A 16,084-nucleotide genomic window follows, 5' to 3' on the forward strand; every position below is an offset into this window, starting at 1 on the left:
ATGAAAAGCACGAAACCCGGGGCTTGCACAGCCCCGGGTTTCCGCGTATAATATCCGAAAAAGGCCGCCCGGCGGGCGGCAGGGAGCTGGATTGCATGGAGCAGAGGGAATATGAGCTGGCGGCGGCGCTGCGGCACGAGCTGCACGCCCATCCGGAGCTGTCGGGGCAGGAGAACTGGACCCGGGAGCGGCTGATGTCCTTTTTGCGGGAGCACACTTCGCTGGAGGTCGTGCCCATGGACGGGTGGTTCTACGCGGTGTACCGCGGCGGCACGGATCAGCCGTCCATTGCCTTCCGGGCGGATTTCGACGCCCTGCCGGTGGAGGACGCCATTGACGCGCCTTACCGCTCCCGCTGTCCCGGCGTGGGACACAAGTGCGGTCACGACGGCCACAGCGCCGCCCTGGCCGCCCTGGCCCTGGAGGTGGACCGGCGGGGCGCCGGGCGGGACGTGTACTTCGTGTTCCAGCACGCCGAGGAGATCGGGGCGGGAGGCGAAGTGTGCGCCGCCGCGCTGAAGAAGCTGGGCGTGGAGGAGGTATACGCCTTTCACAACATGTCCGGCTATCCCCGGGGGGCGGTCTGTCTGCGGGAGGGGACCATGCACTGCGCTTCCCGGGGGATGATCCTCCGCTTCACCGGGACGCCTGCCCACGCCAGCACCCCGGAGCGGGGCCGCAACCCGGCCTTTGCCGTGGCCCGGCTGGTGTGCGCCATCCCGGAGCTCACCGACCCGGAGGGGTATGACGGTCTGGTGCTGTGTACCGTGATCCAGATCAACGTGGGAGAGCCGGCTTTCGGCGTGTCAGCCCACCGGGGGGAGCTGCTGCTCACCATCCGGGCCCAGTACGAACGGGAGCTGGCCGCGCTCCAGTCCGCTCTCGAGGCGCTGGCCCGGCGGGAGGCCGGACGGTACGGCCTGGAACTGGAGATCGGGTATCAGGACGTGTTCCCTGAGACCGCCAACCATCCCGCCCAGACGGAAAAGGTCCGCCAGGCGGCCCGGCGGCTGGGTTTTCCGGTCTGCGAGATGGCGGCGCCGGAGCGGTGCTCCGAGGATTTCGGCTATTACCTCCACGCTATACCGGGGGCCATGTTTTTCCTGGGCAACGGGGAGGACTATCCGCCGCTCCACTCCGCCGCCTTTGATTTCCCGGATGAAGCCATCCGGCAGGCGGAGCGCCTGTTCCGGGCGCTGATCGAAGAGGCGTGAGGCCCGGTATCCGGATCAAACAGCGCAGGCTGCCCTGCGATGACATAGATATCTTCTCATGAAAGGGGCTGTTCATTTATGAAAAACGGTGACCGCTTTGGAAAAGAGACATACCGATCAAATCAGAAAAGGAGCATTTATGGACAGTATTACCTTAAGAAAGATCGACGAATCCAATTACATTACGTGCTTTGACCTCAGACTCGGCGCCGGGCAGGAGAAGTTCGTGTCCCATCCGGTGCGCAGCCTGGCCCAGGCCTATGTTTACTATCATCAGTGCACCCCTTTCGGCATCTATGCCGGGGAACGGATGGTGGGCTATGTGATGGTGATCTATGACTACGATGAGGAGACCTATAACATCTGGCATATGATGATCGACCGCAGCGAGCAGGGAAAGGGGTATGGCAAAGCCGCGCTGCGAAAGGTGCTTGCGTATATCAGCGAAAAGCCGTTCGGAGATTCCGGACGTATCCTTTTGACCTGCAGTCCTGATAATGAGACGGCCTATGGACTCTATAAGGAACTGGGATTCACGGAAAGCGGCCGCCGGGATGAGGACGAGGTGGAACTGGGGTATGATCTGAACGGAACGGCCGGAACACCGATTTGTGCCCTGTAAAACAAACAGCCCTGACACTCAGGTGTCAGGGCTGTTTTGCGCCGGGCCCGGACAGTCTGCTTTGTGAAAAAGATATCGACCGGAAGAGCCTTGCAACCGCAGTTGGAACGTGGGATAATAAAATCAGAAGAAAGAAAAAGGAGGCCCGCGCATGAAATCCAAGCTAGCGTACAGTCACGAGGACCTGCATTATCTGAAGATGCTGGCCCGGCAGTATCCCACGGTCCAGGCGGCCAGCAGCGAGATCATCAACCTGCAGGCCATTTTGAACCTGCCCAAGGGCACCGAGCACTTTATCTCCGACGTGCACGGCGAGTATGAGGCCTTTCTCCATATCCTGAACTCGGCCTCCGGCGTGGTGCGGGAGAAGCTGGACGACCTGTACAGCACCAGCGTCTCCCGGGCCGATCTGGACGAGCTGGCCACCCTGATCTATTACCCCAAGGAGAAGCTGGAGGAGATCGAGCGGGAGACCGAGGATATGCGGGAGTGGTACCGCATCACCTTCCACCGGCTCATTGAGGTGTGCCGCCTGGTCAGCTCCAAGTATACCCGCTCCAAGGTCCGCAAGGCCATGCCCAAGGAGTATGCCTACATCATCGACGAGCTGATCCACACCCACTATGAGGACAGCGACAAGCGGGACTATTATGAAAACATCATCGCCACCATTATCGACATCGACCGGGCCTCCAACTTCCTGGTGCAGCTGTGCGAGCTCATCAAGCGCCTGGCGGTGGACCACATGCACCTGGTGGGCGATATCTTTGACCGGGGCCCCGGCGCCGACATCATCCTGGACTCCCTGATGGCCTACCACAGTGTGGACATCCAGTGGGGCAACCACGACATCCTGTGGATGGGCGCGGCCTCCGGCTCCCGCACCCTGGTGGCCACGGTACTGGCCAATTCCCTGCGCTATAATAACCTGGAGGTCATTGAGACCGGCTACGGTATTTCCCTGCGGCCCCTGTCGGTCTTTGCCAACGAGGTCTACTCCAACTGTGATGTGACCCAGTTCGCCGTCAAGCTCACCAACGAGGACGAGAGCCGCTATACCGAGAAGGACAAGCTGCTGGCCGCCCGGATGCACAAGGCCATCACCGTCATCCTCTTCAAGCTGGAGGGGCAGAAGATCCTCCGCAACCCCTGTTTCGGCATGGAAGACCGCCTGCTGCTGGATAAGATCGACTATGAGAACAGGTGCATCACCATCAACGGTACCGTCTACCCCCTGGAGGATACCGACTTCCCCACGGTGGACCGGAAGGACCCCTATGCCCTCACCCCGGAGGAGAGTGTGCTCATCGACCAGCTGACCCGTTCCTTCCGTCACAGCGAGAAGCTGCAGCGGCACATCCGCTTCCTCTATTCCAAGGGCAGCCTCTACAAGGTGTTCAACGGCAACCTCCTCTTCCACGGGTGCATCCCCATGACCGAGGACGGGGAGCTGATGAAGCTCGCCATCGGCTGCGAGCCCCTGTCGGGCAAGGCGTTCCTGGACTACGCCGACCTGACCGCCCGCCGGGCCTACTACAGCCGCCCCGGCTCTCCCGAACGGCAGTTCGGCATGGACTTTTTGTGGTGGCTGTGGGCCGGACGCAACAGCCCCATCTTCGGCCGGGACAAGATGACCACCTTTGAGCGGCGGCTCATCAAGGACGAGTCCGTCTGGGCCGAGCCCAAAAACGCCTACTACAAGTACTATAACGACCCGGCGGTGTGCGATGCCCTGCTCAGGGAGTTCGGCCTGGAGGGGCCCCACTGCCACATCATCAACGGCCACATCCCGGTCAAGTCCAAAAAGGGCGAAAGCCCCGTAAAGGGCGGCGGCAAGCTGCTGGTCATCGACGGCGGCTTCTGCAAGGCCTATCAAAAGACCACCGGAATCGCCGGCTACACCCTGATCTACAACTCCTCCTGCTTCCGACTGGTGTCCCACGAGCCCTTTGCTGGCCGTGCCAGCGCCATCCGGAAAAACCGGGACATCGTCTCCAGCTCGGTGGTCTTTGAACGGCTGGAGTCCCGCATGAAGATCGCCGGGACCGATATCGGCCGGCAGCTCCAGGAGCAGATCGATGACCTGATGGCCCTGCTGGGGGCCTACCGCAGCGGCGAGATCGCGGAGGATCACAAGAACTGACCCGGGGAGCAAAAGGCGCTCCTGCGCCTCCAGGAACCACCCGTATAAACGGGTGGTTCTTTTTATAAAATACGGATTCCGACAATACTTGACAAGTCAATTAAATGGGACTATACTTGACCAGTCAAGGAAGGTGAAACCATGGAACCTCATATTCTGGGAAAGTATATCTCCATCCTGCACCGCCACAAGCAGCGGTATGTGAACCAGCGTATGCGGGATGACGGACTGGGCTATGCCGGGTACAATTTCCTGATCTACGTCCTCAAGCACGAGGGCTGCAGCCAGAAAGACATGTGCCGTGACCTGGCCATTGACGAGGCGCAGGCCACCCGGAAGATAAACCGGATGGTACAGGAGGGTTATCTCAGCCGGGTCAAGGAGGGGCGGGGGTATTCCCTCCGGGTGGACCGGCGGGGGCGGGAGGTGCTGCCCCGGCTCTATCAGACTCTGGATGAGTGGTGGAACGCCGTTCTGGAGGGAATGCCGGAACGGGATGTGGAAGAACTGGCAGCGTGTCTGGCGCGGATGGCGGAACGGGCACGCAGGCAGTCGGAGGGCGAGGAGGACAACGGACATGGCGAGCAATGACAAAGACCTGCTGGGAACGGAAAAGATCGGTACGCTGCTGCAGCAGTTTGCCGTTCCCAGCATCATCGCCATGGTGGTCAGCGCCCTGTACAACATGGTGGACCAGTTTTTCATCGGCCGCAGCATCGGTATTCTGGGCAATGCGGCCACCAACGTGGCCTTTCCCCTGACCATCATCTGCACCTCGATCTCGCTGCTGTGCGGCGTGGGAGGTGCGGCCAACTTCAATCTGGCCATGGGGCGGAGGGATCCGGAGAAGGCCCGGCGCTTCATTGGTACGGCGGTGGCCATGCTGGTGACCTTCGGCGTGGTGCTGTGTGTGGGAGTGCGGCTCTTCCTCCGGCCGCTGATGCTGGCCTTCGGCGCGGATCAGGACACCCTGGCCTATTCCCTGACCTATACGGGCATCACGTCCTTCGGATTTCCCTTTCTCATCCTGACCACCGGCGGCACCAATCTCATCCGGGCCGACGGCAGTCCCCGGTACTCCATGCTCTGCAACCTGACCGGAGCGGTGATCAATACGATTCTGGATCCGCTGTTCATGTTTGGGTTTGGAATGGGGATGGAGGGTGCCGCTCTGGCTACGGTGCTGGGACAGATCATATCGGCCTGCATGGTGATAGGGTATTTGACCCGGTTTAAGACAGTGCCGCTGAAACTCGGCGATATCCGCCTGTCTCCGGTCTGCTGCGGAGCTGTGGCCTCCCTGGGTATGGCATCCTTTTTCAACCAGATGGCTATGATGGTTGTCCAGATCGCCCTGAACAATACCCTTACCTATTACGGCGGCCTGTCCAACTACGGCAGCAGCATCCCTCTGGCCTGTGCCGGCATCATTTCCAAGGTGAGAATGCTCTTTTTCTCACTGGTTCTCGGACTGGCCCAGGGGCTGCAGCCCATCGTCTCCTATAACTACGGCGCGCAGAATTACGCCCGGGTGCGGGAGGCCTATGTGAAGGCGGTGACGGTTGGCACCGCCATCTCCACGGTGGCTTTTCTGTGTTTCCAACTCTTCCCCCGGCAGATCATCGCCATCTTCGGCACGGGCAGCGAGGAGTACTTCCGCTTTGCAGAGAATTATTTCCGCATCTACCTGTTCTTTACCTTCCTCAACGCGTTCCAGCCCATCACCGCCAACTTCTTCACCTCCATCGGCAAGGCGTCCCGGGGCATCTTCATGTCCCTGACCCGGCAGATCCTCTTCCTGCTGCCGATGATCGTGATCCTGCCCATATTCTTCGGCATCGACGGCGTGATGTACGCCGCTCCTGTGGCTGACGGCATCGCGGCTGCGCTGGCCATCCTCTTTGTCCGGGCCGAGTTCCGCAGGCTGTGGCAGTTGGAGCAGACGAGGGAGGAGTCGGCGGAGAAGGTCATTACCGCGTAGCTGTTTTCAGGGCCGGGAGCGGATTCCCGGCCCTTTCTCATATCACGGGAGCGGATTCCCGGAGCGTGGGGTGGCCTTTTTGGGGGCCATGGAGTAGAATACTGCCACAGAAAGGAGGCGCGAAGATGGAACAGAGCTTCAGTGAACGGCTCAAGCGCTATCGGAAAGAGAAGAATATGACCCAGCAGGATCTGGCCGACGCCCTGGGGGTGAGCAACAAAAGCGTGTCCCGCTGGGAGAGTGAGGGAGGTTATCCCGACGTACCCCTGCTGGTGCCCCTGGCCCGGGCGCTGGGGGTGACGGTGGACGACCTGCTGGACGGCGAGCGCCCGGTGCGCACCCTGACCCGGACCGACTGGCAGAGCCTGCTGTCCTTCGGCTTCGCCCTGGGGGGCGGCGTGCTCTTTTACCTGCTGGACCTGTTCATGCCCAGCCTGGTGTGTTACCTGGCCTATCTGGGATGCATGGCCTACGGCGTGTATCTCCAAAGGTACTATACCTGTCAGAGCCGCTGGTTCTGGCTGGCCAACGGGGTTATGGACCTGTCGGTGAATCTGACGCTGCTGCTGCGCCTGGCCGCCCTGCTCTTCGCGGCGCGCGTTGGGACTGTTGTGACGGTGGAGAACCAGTATGAGCCCAGCGTCCGCCTGATGGTGTGGCTCTTTGGGCACAAAGCACTCATCGTAGTGGTACTGGCGGTGCTGGCGTTGGTGCTGACGGCGGCCACCCAGTATCTGGTGCTCCGCTGGAGCGGCGCAAAGGGAGAGAAACTCTCCCATATCCGGCTCCGGCTGGCCCGGCCCCGGCTGCGGCAGCTCCCCGCGGCGCTGGCGCCGGTTTTTGCCTGCCTGTTCTGGCTCTGGTACCAGCAGGAGGGCCTGCCGGTGGAGGCCTGGCAGCGGCAGGAAATGGTTTTCCTCCGTGTCGTGCTGGTACTGGGGGCGCTGGCCGTCCTGCCGCTGCTGAAAAAGGGATGGAGACGGTGGATCCTGCCGGCCTGGGGCATCATCGCCCTATGCTGGTTCATGACCGGCCTGCGGGTCTACCGGCTGGCCTGGTCCCCCGTCACCCAGCGGATCATCCCTTACCGGAACGGACTGGGTGGGGTCTATGTGCCCCTGGGGCAGTGGTCCTGGGGCATGGCGGCGCTGGCGCTGGTACTGACGGCGGCGTGGCTGCTGCTATGCTCCCTGCGGTTGGAGCATCGTGCGGATGAGGCGGAAGAGCAGCCGTCCGATTGAGCGCCGGGAGTCTTCCGACAGAAAACGGCCGCCCCTGAATGGGGCGGCCGTTTTGCGTGTAAAACGATTACTTATGAGCGGGCTGTTTTTCCTCCGCAGCATGGATCCCATGGTGGGGCTGGTACTTTTTATCATCCAGCCCGGGAATGAAGAGGTACTTGCGGATGGCGAAGAGGATGGCGATGGCCACCACCATCAGCAGGTTCTCCACGGGGGAGGTGTGCTCCACCACCATCTGCCGGGCAATGGCGAAGAGCAGGACCTCCACGCAGGAGCTCACGTTATGGCGGCTGAGCATTTTGAGAAACTCGATGCCGATGACCACCGTAAAGGCGGTGGCCAGAAATTCATGCAGGCTGTTCACGTCGGTGCCGGAGCCGGCCATCAGGCCCAGGTCCAGCAGCACGGCCCACAGGGAGATGAGGATGGCGCCCACCACCAGGATGCTCACCACCACCTCCAGCAGCAGGGCGATGAGGTAGATGATGCCGGGGATGCGCAGTTTCAGCAGCTCACTGTCCATAGGGTACGTCCTTTCTCTCTTGTGTATAGGGGAAGGGATGGGGAGATCAACCCTTGGCCTTGAAGCCGTCCTTCAAGCTCACCGAGCGGTTGAAGACCAGATGGCCCGGGGCGCTGTCCTTATTGTCCACGCAGAAGTAGCCCTGCCGCATGAACTGGAAGGAGGCGGGAGCGGCGGCATTGGCCAAACTGGCCTCCAGCTTGGCGCCGGTAAGGACCTCCAGAGAGGCGGGGTTCAGGCACTCCATAAAATCCTTGTCGCCGGCGTCGGGGGCCTCATCGGAGAAGAGGTTGTCATAGAGCCGGATCTCGGCGTCCACGGCGGTGGCGGCGTCCACCCAGTGGATGGTGGCGCCCTTTACCTTGCGGCCGTCGGCGGGGTCGCCGCCCCGGCTGTCGGGATCGTAGGTGCAGAGGATCTCGGTAATATTGCCCGCTTCGTCCTTCACGCAGCCGGTGCACTTGATGAGGTAGGCTCCCTTCAGGCGGCACTCGGGGCCGTCGGGGTAAAGGCGCTTGTACTTGGGCACCGGAGTCTCCAGGAAGTCCTCGGCCTCCACGTACAGGGTACGGGAGAAGGAGACGGTGCGGCTGCCGTCCTCCGGGCGGTTGGGGTTGTTCTCCACCTCAAAGGTCTCGCTCTGGCCCTCGGGGTAGTTGGTAATGGTCAGCTTGATGGGCCGCAGCACCGCCATGACCCGCCGGGCGCTCTCGTTCAGGTCCTCCCGCAGGCAGTGCTCCAGGAAGGAATACTCCACTGTGGAGGCGGCCTTGCTCACGCCGTTGCGCTCGGTGAAATTGCGGATGGCCCGGGGGGTGTAGCCCCGGCGGCGCAGGCCGCACAGGGTGGGCATCCGGGGATCGTCCCAGCCGGAGACCTTTCCGCCCTCCACCAGGGCGCGGAGCTTGCGCTTGCTCATGACGGTGTAGTTGATGCCCAGCCGGGCGAACTCGATCTGCCGGGGCTTGGAGGGCACCGGGCAGTGCTGGATCACCCAGTCGTACAGGGGACGGTGGTCCTCAAACTCCAGAGAGCACAGGGAATGGGTGATGCCCTCCAGCGCGTCCTCGATAGGATGGGCAAAGTCGTACATGGGGTAGATGCACCACTTGTCCCCCTGGCGGTGGTGGTGCATGTGGTTGATGCGGTAGATGACCGGGTCCCGCATGTTGAAGTTCCCGCTGGCCAGGTCGATCCTGGCACGCAGGGTCATGGCGCCGTTGGGGAACTCGCCGGCCTTCATCCGGGCGAAGAGGTCCAGACTCTCCTCAATGGGGCGGTCCCGGTAGGGGGAGGTGGCAGGGGTGACCACATCGCCCCGGTGGGCCTTGAACTCCTCGGGAGAGAGCTCGCACACGTAGGCCAGGCCCTGCTTGATGAGCCCCACGGCGTACTCGTACATCTGGTCAAAATAGTCCGAGGCGTAGAAGAACCGGTCGCCCCAGTCAAAGCCCAGCCAGTGGATGTCCTCCTGGATGGCCTCCACGTACTCCACATCCTCCTTGGTGGGGTTGGTGTCATCCATGCGCAGGTTGCACAGCCCGCCGTACTTCTCGGCGGTGCCGAAGTCGATGATCAGGGCCTTGCAGTGGCCGATGTGCAGATAGCCGTTGGGCTCGGGCGGGAAGCGGGTGTGGACGGTCATACCCTGGAACTGACCGCCCTGCCCGATATCCTCATCAATGAAATCGTGGATAAAATTCTGGGCCATCACAGGTGTATTCAGTTCGTCGGCCATGTTCGTTCACTCCTTTGTAAAAATAGGACGGTGATCCGCCCGTGTAACTTAATTATTATATACTGTGTAAGGCCGCTTTTGCAAGAGTTTCCTTGACTTCTCAGCGGGCGGCGGACTACAATGAGCCAATCAGACATAAAGGAGGCGCGGGACATGCGGATCCTGCTGGCAAGACATGGGGAGACCGACTGGAACGCCCGGGGGAAGGTGCAGGGCCAGAGCGACATACCGCTGAACGGAAAGGGGCTGGAGCAGGCCCGGGACCTGGCGGAGCGTCTGCTGGCGCGGGGCGAGCGGGTGGAGCGGCTCTGGTGCAGTCCCCAGCGGCGGGCGGCGGAGACCGCCGCCATCGTGGGCGCCCGGCTGGGCCTGGAGCCGGAGACAGCACCCGGCCTGCAGGAGATCTCTTTCGGCATTTGGGAGGGATATTCCTGGCCGGAGGTCGCGGAGAAATGGCCGGAGGAGTACAGCCGCTACCGCCTGGACCGGCTGAACACGGCGCCGGAGGGGGGCGAGTGTTACCGGCAGATGCTGGAGCGGGTGCTTCCGGTGCTGAAGACCATCGCGGCGGGGCCGGAAGATACCGTGCTGATAGTGACCCACAGCGGGCTCATCAAGGGCCTGATGTGCTGGCTGGACCGGGGAGACTTCTCCACCATCCACCAGGTCTACCTCCTGGCCAACGCGGAGTGGGTAACGCTGGACAGCGCCCGGCTCTTTCAAAAAAGATGAACCGGATGGTTTGCTGAATATAACGGAAAAACGTGGGTAGAGGGCCTGAAAAAGGGGGAATTATTTATTGCGCTAAAGCCTGAAACATGATATGATTTCGGTGTTCAATTGCATTCCGGCCGCCGGAAACGGAAGAAAACTCCGGCTTTGCAGGCCTTTGTGCTGACAGAATTGAGAGGATACGCCATTTCTGGAAGCAAAGCTTGCAAAATGTCCCGGACGGCCCCGAGGAGGAGTTCCCATGTCCATCCACGAAGAGTGCGGCGTCTTTGGCGTCCTGGACCCGGCGGGCGGCTGTGCCCGCACTACCTATTACGGCCTCTATGCCCTTCAGCACCGGGGGCAGGAGGCCTGCGGCATCGCCGCCATGAACGGCCTGGAGCTGTCCTACCACAAGGACCTGGGCCTGGTGGGGGAGGTGTTCACCGAGGAGAAGCTGGACGCTCTGGCGGGCAATATGGCGGTGGGGCACGTGCGCTACGCGACCACCGGCGGCGGCCGCCGGGAAAATGCCCAGCCCCTGACGCTGAAGTATGTGAAGGGCACCCTGGCGGTGGCCCACAACGGCAACCTGGTGAACACCCGCTCTCTGCGCACTGAGTTCGAGTACAAGGGGGCCATCTTCCAGACTACCACCGACTCCGAGCTCATCGCTTATGCCATAGCCCACGAACGGCTGCGCTGCCCCTCCGCCGAGGACGCGGTGATGCATGCCATGCGCCTGCTGCGGGGTTCCTATTCCCTTATTGTCATGTCGGCCCGGAAGCTCATCGCCGCCCGGGATCCCTGGGGCTTCCGTCCCCTGTGCATGGGACGGAAGGGGGACGCGGTGGTGTTTGCCTCCGAGTCCTGCGCCCTGGACGCGGTGGGGGCCACGTTCGAGCGGGACATCGAGCCCGGCGAGATCGTGGTGGCCCAGATGGACGGCACGGTCCGCTCCATCCGGGACAACTGCGTGGGCGCCTCCAGCAACATGTGTATTTTTGAGTACATCTATTTTGCCCGGCCCGACTCGGTCATCGAGGGGCAGAGCGTCCATGACGCCCGGCGGGAGGCCGGCCGGCTGCTGGCCCGGGCCTGGCCGGTGGAGGCCGACGTGGTCATCGGTGTGCCCGACTCGGGGCTGGACGCCGCCATGGGCTATGCCGAGGAATCCGGTATCCCCTATGTCCAGGGCTTCGTGAAAAACCGTTATATCGGCCGTACCTTCATCACGCCCAATCAGGAGCAGCGGGAGCAGGCGGTGCGCATCAAGCTGGGGCCCCTCCGCAGCCAGATCGAGGGAAAGCGGGTGGTGATGATCGACGACTCCATCGTCCGGGGCACCACCTCCCGGCAGATCATCAATCTGCTGCGGCAGGCCGGGGCGAAGGAGGTCCACATGCGGGTGTCCGCGCCTCCCTTCATCGCTCCCTGCTACTTCGGCACCGATATCCCGGACAAGGAACGGCTCATCGCCTGCAAGTACTCGGTGGATGAGATCCGGGACCTGACCGGGGCCGACAGCCTGGGCTTTCTGCCCCTGGAGGACCTGCGCCGCATCGCCCCCAATGCCCGGTGCGGCTTCTGTGACGGATGCTTTACCGAGTGCTACCCCGTTCCCGTGGAGGATTGAGCCCCAGCCTTGGGAAGAAGGCCGGATTCCTGCCGTTTCCGGGCAGAAAAAGCCTGTAAAATTGCCAATTGCCAAGCGAAAGCCGGTATGGTACTATCTACATATCAGCCTTCGGATGGACGAAGGACACGGGGAAGGGGAGAGAGCTTCCCTGTACGCGCGAGGCTTTGGTCGAGAACGAAGGCGTTCCGGCTCCCGAGGGAGCGGAGCGCCTTTTTTCGCATAGCGACCGGTTTTTTCCCATAACATGAAAGAAGGAAAGGGGATCTATGTCCATGGCATTTACCAAGGAAGACATCATCCGCATCGTCCGGGAAGAGGACATCAAATTCGTCCGCATGCAGTTTGCCGACATCTTCGGCCAGCTCAAGAACGTGGCCCTCACTGCCTCCCAGGTGGAAAAGGCGGTGAGCAATGAGATCATGTTCGACGGCTCCTCGGTGGAGGGCTTCGTCCGCATCGACGAGTCCGACCAGTGTCTCTATCCCGATCTGGATACCTTTGTCACCTTCCCCTGGCGGGCCCAGTTCGGCAAGACCGCCCGCCTGATCTGCGATGTACACAACACCGACGGCAGCCCCTTCATGGGCGACCCCCGCAACGTGCTCAAGCGCATGCTGGAGAAAATGCGCGCCATGGGGTATGACACCTTCAATGTGGGTCCCGAGTGTGAGTTCTTCCTGTTCAAGACCGACGAGCAGGGCAACCCCACCACCGAGACCAACGACGAGGCGGGCTATTTTGACCTGGGCCCCCTGGACCACGGAGAGACCACCCGCCGGGAGATCTGCCTCAATCTGGAGGAGATGGGCTTCGAGATCGAGGCCAGCCACCATGAGAACGCCGCCGGCCAGCATGAGATCGACTTCAAATATGCCGACGCCCTCACTGCTGCCGACAACATCATGACCTTCAAGCTGGCTGTGAAGCTGCTGGCCCAGAAGAACGGCCTCCACGCCACCTTCATGCCCAAGCCCATCTACGGTGTGGCCGGTTCCGGCATGCACACCAACATGTCCCTGTTCAAGGACGGAAAGAATGTGTTCTACGATCCCAGCGACCGCCGTGGCCTGTCCAAAGAGGCCTACAGCTTCATCGCCGGCATCCTGGCGCATGTGAAGGGCATCTCCGCCATTACCAACCCGCTGGTCAACTCCTACAAGCGCCTGGTGCCCGGCTACGAGGCCCCCTGCTATCTGGCATGGTCGGCCTCCAACCGTTCCGCCCTCATCCGCATCCCCGCCGCCCGGGGCCAGTCCACCCGGGTGGAGCTCCGCTCCCCCGATCCGGCCTGCAACCCCTATCTGGCTTTCGCCGTGTGCCTGGCCGCCGGCCTGGACGGCATCGAGCGGGGCCTCACGCCGCCTGAGGAGATCACCGAGAACATCTTCGCCATGGACGAGGCGGCTCGGGCCGCCCACGGCATCGAGAACCTGCCCGATTCCCTTTCCAGCGCCATCAAGGAGCTGCAGAAGGACCAGCTCCTCATGGACGCCCTGGGCGACCATGTCTCCTCTTACTATATTCAGGGCAAGCGCAGAGAGTGGTATGAGTACAAGACCCGCGTCAGCTCCTGGGAGCGGGAGAAGTATATCATCAACTATTGATCCCCGGCTTCGGCCGGAGTACTGGCGGCGGATATGACCGGGACAGGGGGTGAGGACCGTGGAACGCATCGCGGCCGTGTTCGAGAACGAACGGACCGGAGAGAAGATCCGCTCGCTGCTGGAGAGCACCGGCGTGGCCCGGGTCCTCTGCTGCCGCACCGCCGCCGAGGTCAAGGTGCTCATGGGCCAGCAGCGTATCCCCACGGTGGTGTGCGGGTATAAATTCCCGGACGGCACGGCGGAGGAGCTCTTCTGTGACCTGCCCGAGGGCCGGACCATGCTGCTGCTGGCCCGGCAGGACCTGCTGACCCTCTGTGAGGATCCCCGTATTTTCAAGCTGGCCTCGCCCCTTTCCCGGGCCGCGCTGATCGACGCGGTGCGGCAGGTGGTGGCGGCCGCCGGCCGGGATGTGCGCCCGCCCCGCAGCGAGAAGGAGGAGGCCATGATCCTCCGGGCCAAGGAGTGGCTCATGGAGCGCTACGGCGTGGACGAGGAGCAGGCCCACCGGCTGCTGCAGAAGCGGAGCATGGCCGGAGGGCGTAAGCTGTCCGACACGGCCCGGATGCTCCTGGAGCGGGAGGCCGGCATTGCCATCTATTAGGGAGGTATATTTTGCGGTTTACCAAGATGCAGGGTCTGGGGAACGACTATGTCTACCTGGACTGCACCAAGGAGACCCCGCCCGACCTGCCGGGTCTGGCGGTAAAAGTATCCGACCGGCATTTCGGCATCGGCGCCGACGGGCTGATCTGCATCTGTCCGTCCGGGACCGCCGATTTCCGCATGCGGATGTTCAACGCCGACGGCTCCGAGGGGGCCATGTGCGGCAACGGCATCCGCTGTGTGGGCAAATTTGTCTATGACAAGAGTATGACTTCCAAAAAGCGCCTGAGCATAGAGACTGCATCAGGTGTAAAGGAATTAGACTTGCATACCGAGGACGGAAAAGTGGCGGAGGTCACGGTGGATATGGGGATACCGGAACCAGACCAAAGCCGCATCATAACAGTATATGACAAGGATTACCGCATTACACCGGTATCTATGGGGAATCCCCATGCGGTGCTCTGTGTCCGGGGGCTGGAGGAGCTGGATCTGGCCAGGCTGGGCCCCGGTTTTGAGCGCCATCCCAGCTTTCCCGGCCGCACCAACACCGAGTTTGTGGAGGTATGCGCCCCGGACCGGCTGCGCGTGCGGGTGTGGGAGCGCGGAAGCGGAGAGACCCTCGCCTGCGGCACCGGCGCCTGCGCGGCGCTGGTGGCCTCGGCGCTGAACGGCCTGTGCGGCCGGGAGGCCCGGGTGGAGCTGCCCGGCGGCACGCTGCATATCCGCTGGGAGGAGCGCGATGGGCATGTCTATATGACCGGTCCTGCGGTGACTGTATACGAAGGAGTGTATGACCATGGTTCAGATCAATGAAAATTTTCTCAAGCTGCCCGGCAGCTATCTGTTCTCTGAGATCGCCCGCCGGGTGGCGGCCTACTCCCAGGCCAACCCTGACCGCCGGCTCATCAAGCTGGGCATCGGGGATGTGACCCGCCCCCTGCCCCAGGCGGTGACGGCGGCCATGCACCGGGCGGTGGACGACATGGCCACGGCCCAGGGCTTCCACGGCTACGGCCCCGAGCAGGGCTACGACTTCCTGCGCAATGCCATCGCCGCGGCCGACTACAAGGCCCGGGGCGTGGACATTCAGCCCGACGAGATCTTTGTGTCCGACGGCGCCAAGAGCGACTGCGGAAACATCGTGGATATCTTCGGTGTGGACAACAAGGTGGCCGTGTGCGACCCGGTGTACCCGGTTTATGTGGACACCAACGCCATGTCCGGCCGGGCGGGGGAGTTTGATGCCGGGACCGGAAAATGGTCCAACCTGGTCTACATGCCCTGTGTGGCAGAGAACGGCTTCATGCCCGCGCTGCCCGAAGAGCCGGTGGATATGATCTACCTCTGCTTCCCCAACAACCCCACCGGCGCGGCGGCCACCGCCGAGCAGCTCAAGCCCTGGGTGGATTACGCCAACCGCACCGGCGCGGTGATCCTGTACGACTCGGCCTATGAGGCATTTATTACCACTCCCGGCGTGCCCCACACCATTTATGAGATCCCCGGCGCCGAAACGTGCGCCATCGAGTTCCGCTCCTTCTCCAAGACCGCCGGCTTCACCGGCACCCGCTGCGCCTACACCGTTGTGCCCAAGGCCCTGACGCGGGGCGGTGCCAGCCTGAACGCCATGTGGAACCGCCGCCAGTGCACCAAGTTCAACGGCGTACCCTACGTGGTCCAGCGGGGCGCCGAGGCGGTCTACTCCGCCGAGGGCAGCGCCCAGGTGCGGGAGACCATCGCCTTCTACCAGAACAACGCCCGGGTCATCCGGGAGGGCCTGGCCGCCGCCGGCCTCACCGTGTCGGGCGGCGTGGACTCCCCCTACGTGTGGGCCAAGACCCCGGACGGCATGCCCTCCTGGGACTTCTTCGACAAGCTGCTCCGGGAGGCCAACGTGGTCACCACCCCCGGCGCCGGCTTCGGCCCCAGCGGCGAGGGCTATATCCGCCTCACCGGCTTCGGCGAGGCCGACGCCACCCGCGAGGCGGTGGAGCGCATCAAAAAGGTGCTGTAAGCGCGGCCAATAGGACGAAAAACTCCCCCGGACGGCCGTCCGGGGGAG

General features: G+C 62.6%; 14 protein-coding genes. 12 read left to right on the forward strand and 2 right to left on the reverse strand.

Going from position 1 to position 16,084, the window contains the following annotated elements; genetic code table 11:
- Positions 1–95: 95 nt before the first annotated feature.
- The 6 genes from ACTNBZ_RS08925 (at position 96) to ACTNBZ_RS08950 (ending at position 7,201) form a co-directional block, all read left to right on the forward strand.
- Positions 96–1,214: a M20 metallopeptidase family protein gene (locus tag ACTNBZ_RS08925; RefSeq protein ID WP_441209321.1), complete on the forward strand. Its 1,119-nt coding sequence runs from the start codon at positions 96–98 to the stop codon at positions 1,212–1,214.
- Between the two features lie 139 nt (positions 1,215–1,353).
- Positions 1,354–1,836 carry a GNAT family N-acetyltransferase gene (locus tag ACTNBZ_RS08930; protein WP_441209322.1) on the forward strand — a complete coding sequence of 161 codons (483 nt, stop codon included), beginning with the start codon at positions 1,354–1,356 and terminating at the stop codon, positions 1,834–1,836.
- 151 nt (positions 1,837–1,987) lie between these two features.
- Positions 1,988–3,979, forward strand: coding sequence for a fructose-1,6-bisphosphatase (locus ACTNBZ_RS08935; protein WP_441209323.1), 1,992 nt, complete (start codon positions 1,988–1,990; stop codon positions 3,977–3,979).
- A 141-nt stretch (positions 3,980–4,120) separates the two neighbouring features.
- On the forward strand, positions 4,121–4,570 hold the full coding sequence (locus tag ACTNBZ_RS08940; RefSeq protein WP_326206352.1) for a MarR family winged helix-turn-helix transcriptional regulator: 450 nt from the start codon (positions 4,121–4,123) through the stop codon (positions 4,568–4,570).
- Entirely contained in the window at positions 4,557–5,960 is a 1,404-nt protein-coding gene (locus ACTNBZ_RS08945) for an MATE family efflux transporter (protein ID WP_441209324.1), read from the forward strand. The genes ACTNBZ_RS08940 and ACTNBZ_RS08945 overlap by 14 nt, the downstream gene beginning before the upstream one ends.
- 125 nt (positions 5,961–6,085) lie before the next feature.
- Positions 6,086–7,201 (forward strand): helix-turn-helix transcriptional regulator, encoded by a 1,116-nt coding sequence (locus ACTNBZ_RS08950; protein ID WP_441209325.1) that lies wholly within the window; start codon positions 6,086–6,088, stop codon positions 7,199–7,201.
- 67 nt (positions 7,202–7,268) lie between these two features.
- On the opposite strand, the gene ACTNBZ_RS08955 is transcribed toward ACTNBZ_RS08950, so the two are convergent.
- Both ACTNBZ_RS08955 and ACTNBZ_RS08960 read right to left on the reverse strand, forming a co-directional pair.
- Positions 7,269–7,724, reverse strand: a complete 456-nt coding sequence (locus ACTNBZ_RS08955) for a phosphate-starvation-inducible PsiE family protein (protein WP_441209326.1) — start codon at positions 7,722–7,724, stop codon at positions 7,269–7,271.
- Between the two features lie 46 nt (positions 7,725–7,770).
- Positions 7,771–9,462: a glutamine--tRNA ligase/YqeY domain fusion protein gene (locus ACTNBZ_RS08960; RefSeq protein WP_441209327.1), complete on the reverse strand. Its 1,692-nt coding sequence runs from the start codon at positions 9,460–9,462 to the stop codon at positions 7,771–7,773.
- 153 nt (positions 9,463–9,615) lie between these two features.
- On the opposite strand from ACTNBZ_RS08960, the gene ACTNBZ_RS08965 reads away from it, so the two are divergent.
- From ACTNBZ_RS08965 to ACTNBZ_RS08990, 6 genes are all read left to right on the forward strand, one after another.
- Positions 9,616–10,194, forward strand: coding sequence for a histidine phosphatase family protein (locus tag ACTNBZ_RS08965; RefSeq protein ID WP_441209328.1), 579 nt, complete (start codon positions 9,616–9,618; stop codon positions 10,192–10,194).
- Positions 10,195–10,435: 241 nt separating this feature from the next.
- Positions 10,436–11,809 carry an amidophosphoribosyltransferase gene (purF, locus tag ACTNBZ_RS08970; RefSeq protein ID WP_441209329.1) on the forward strand — a complete coding sequence of 458 codons (1,374 nt, stop codon included), beginning with the start codon at positions 10,436–10,438 and terminating at the stop codon, positions 11,807–11,809.
- 275 nt (positions 11,810–12,084) lie between these two features.
- Positions 12,085–13,416, forward strand: a complete 1,332-nt coding sequence (gene glnA / locus ACTNBZ_RS08975; protein WP_441209351.1) for a type I glutamate--ammonia ligase — start codon at positions 12,085–12,087, stop codon at positions 13,414–13,416.
- Between the two features lie 58 nt (positions 13,417–13,474).
- Positions 13,475–14,017: an ANTAR domain-containing response regulator gene (locus ACTNBZ_RS08980; RefSeq protein ID WP_441209330.1), complete on the forward strand. Its 543-nt coding sequence runs from the start codon at positions 13,475–13,477 to the stop codon at positions 14,015–14,017.
- A gap of 11 nt (positions 14,018–14,028) precedes the next feature.
- Positions 14,029–14,835 carry a diaminopimelate epimerase gene (gene dapF, locus ACTNBZ_RS08985; RefSeq protein WP_441209331.1) on the forward strand — a complete coding sequence of 269 codons (807 nt, stop codon included), beginning with the start codon at positions 14,029–14,031 and terminating at the stop codon, positions 14,833–14,835.
- On the forward strand, positions 14,819–16,036 hold the full coding sequence (locus tag ACTNBZ_RS08990) for an LL-diaminopimelate aminotransferase (RefSeq protein WP_441209332.1): 1,218 nt from the start codon (positions 14,819–14,821) through the stop codon (positions 16,034–16,036). Before dapF ends, ACTNBZ_RS08990 begins: the two co-directional genes overlap by 17 nt.
- Positions 16,037–16,084: the final 48 nt, after the last annotated feature.

The sequence above is a fragment of the Pseudoflavonifractor sp. HCP28S3_F10 genome (assembly GCF_052065415.1).
Classification (GTDB): Bacteria; Bacillota; Clostridia; order Oscillospirales; family Oscillospiraceae; genus Pseudoflavonifractor_A.

Excerpts from the sequence above, each read along its gene's own strand:
- glnA (WP_441209351.1), top strand. The coding sequence starts at position 12,085 with ATGGCATTTACCAAGGAAGACATCATCCGCATCGTCCGGGAAGAGGAC.
- ACTNBZ_RS08990 (WP_441209332.1), top strand. The coding sequence starts at position 14,819 with ATGGTTCAGATCAATGAAAATTTTCTCAAGCTGCCCGGCAGCTATCTG.
- ACTNBZ_RS08945 (WP_441209324.1), top strand. The coding sequence starts at position 4,557 with ATGGCGAGCAATGACAAAGACCTGCTGGGAACGGAAAAGATCGGTACG.
- ACTNBZ_RS08960 (WP_441209327.1), bottom strand. The coding sequence starts at position 9,462 with ATGGCCGACGAACTGAATACACCTGTGATGGCCCAGAATTTTATCCAC.
- ACTNBZ_RS08955 (WP_441209326.1), bottom strand. The coding sequence starts at position 7,724 with ATGGACAGTGAGCTGCTGAAACTGCGCATCCCCGGCATCATCTACCTC.
- ACTNBZ_RS08950 (WP_441209325.1), top strand. The coding sequence starts at position 6,086 with ATGGAACAGAGCTTCAGTGAACGGCTCAAGCGCTATCGGAAAGAGAAG.
- ACTNBZ_RS08965 (WP_441209328.1), top strand. The coding sequence starts at position 9,616 with ATGCGGATCCTGCTGGCAAGACATGGGGAGACCGACTGGAACGCCCGG.
- ACTNBZ_RS08935 (WP_441209323.1), top strand. The coding sequence starts at position 1,988 with ATGAAATCCAAGCTAGCGTACAGTCACGAGGACCTGCATTATCTGAAG.
- ACTNBZ_RS08940 (WP_326206352.1), top strand. The coding sequence starts at position 4,121 with ATGGAACCTCATATTCTGGGAAAGTATATCTCCATCCTGCACCGCCAC.
- ACTNBZ_RS08925 (WP_441209321.1), top strand. The coding sequence starts at position 96 with ATGGAGCAGAGGGAATATGAGCTGGCGGCGGCGCTGCGGCACGAGCTG.
- purF (WP_441209329.1), top strand. The coding sequence starts at position 10,436 with ATGTCCATCCACGAAGAGTGCGGCGTCTTTGGCGTCCTGGACCCGGCG.
- ACTNBZ_RS08930 (WP_441209322.1), top strand. The coding sequence starts at position 1,354 with ATGGACAGTATTACCTTAAGAAAGATCGACGAATCCAATTACATTACG.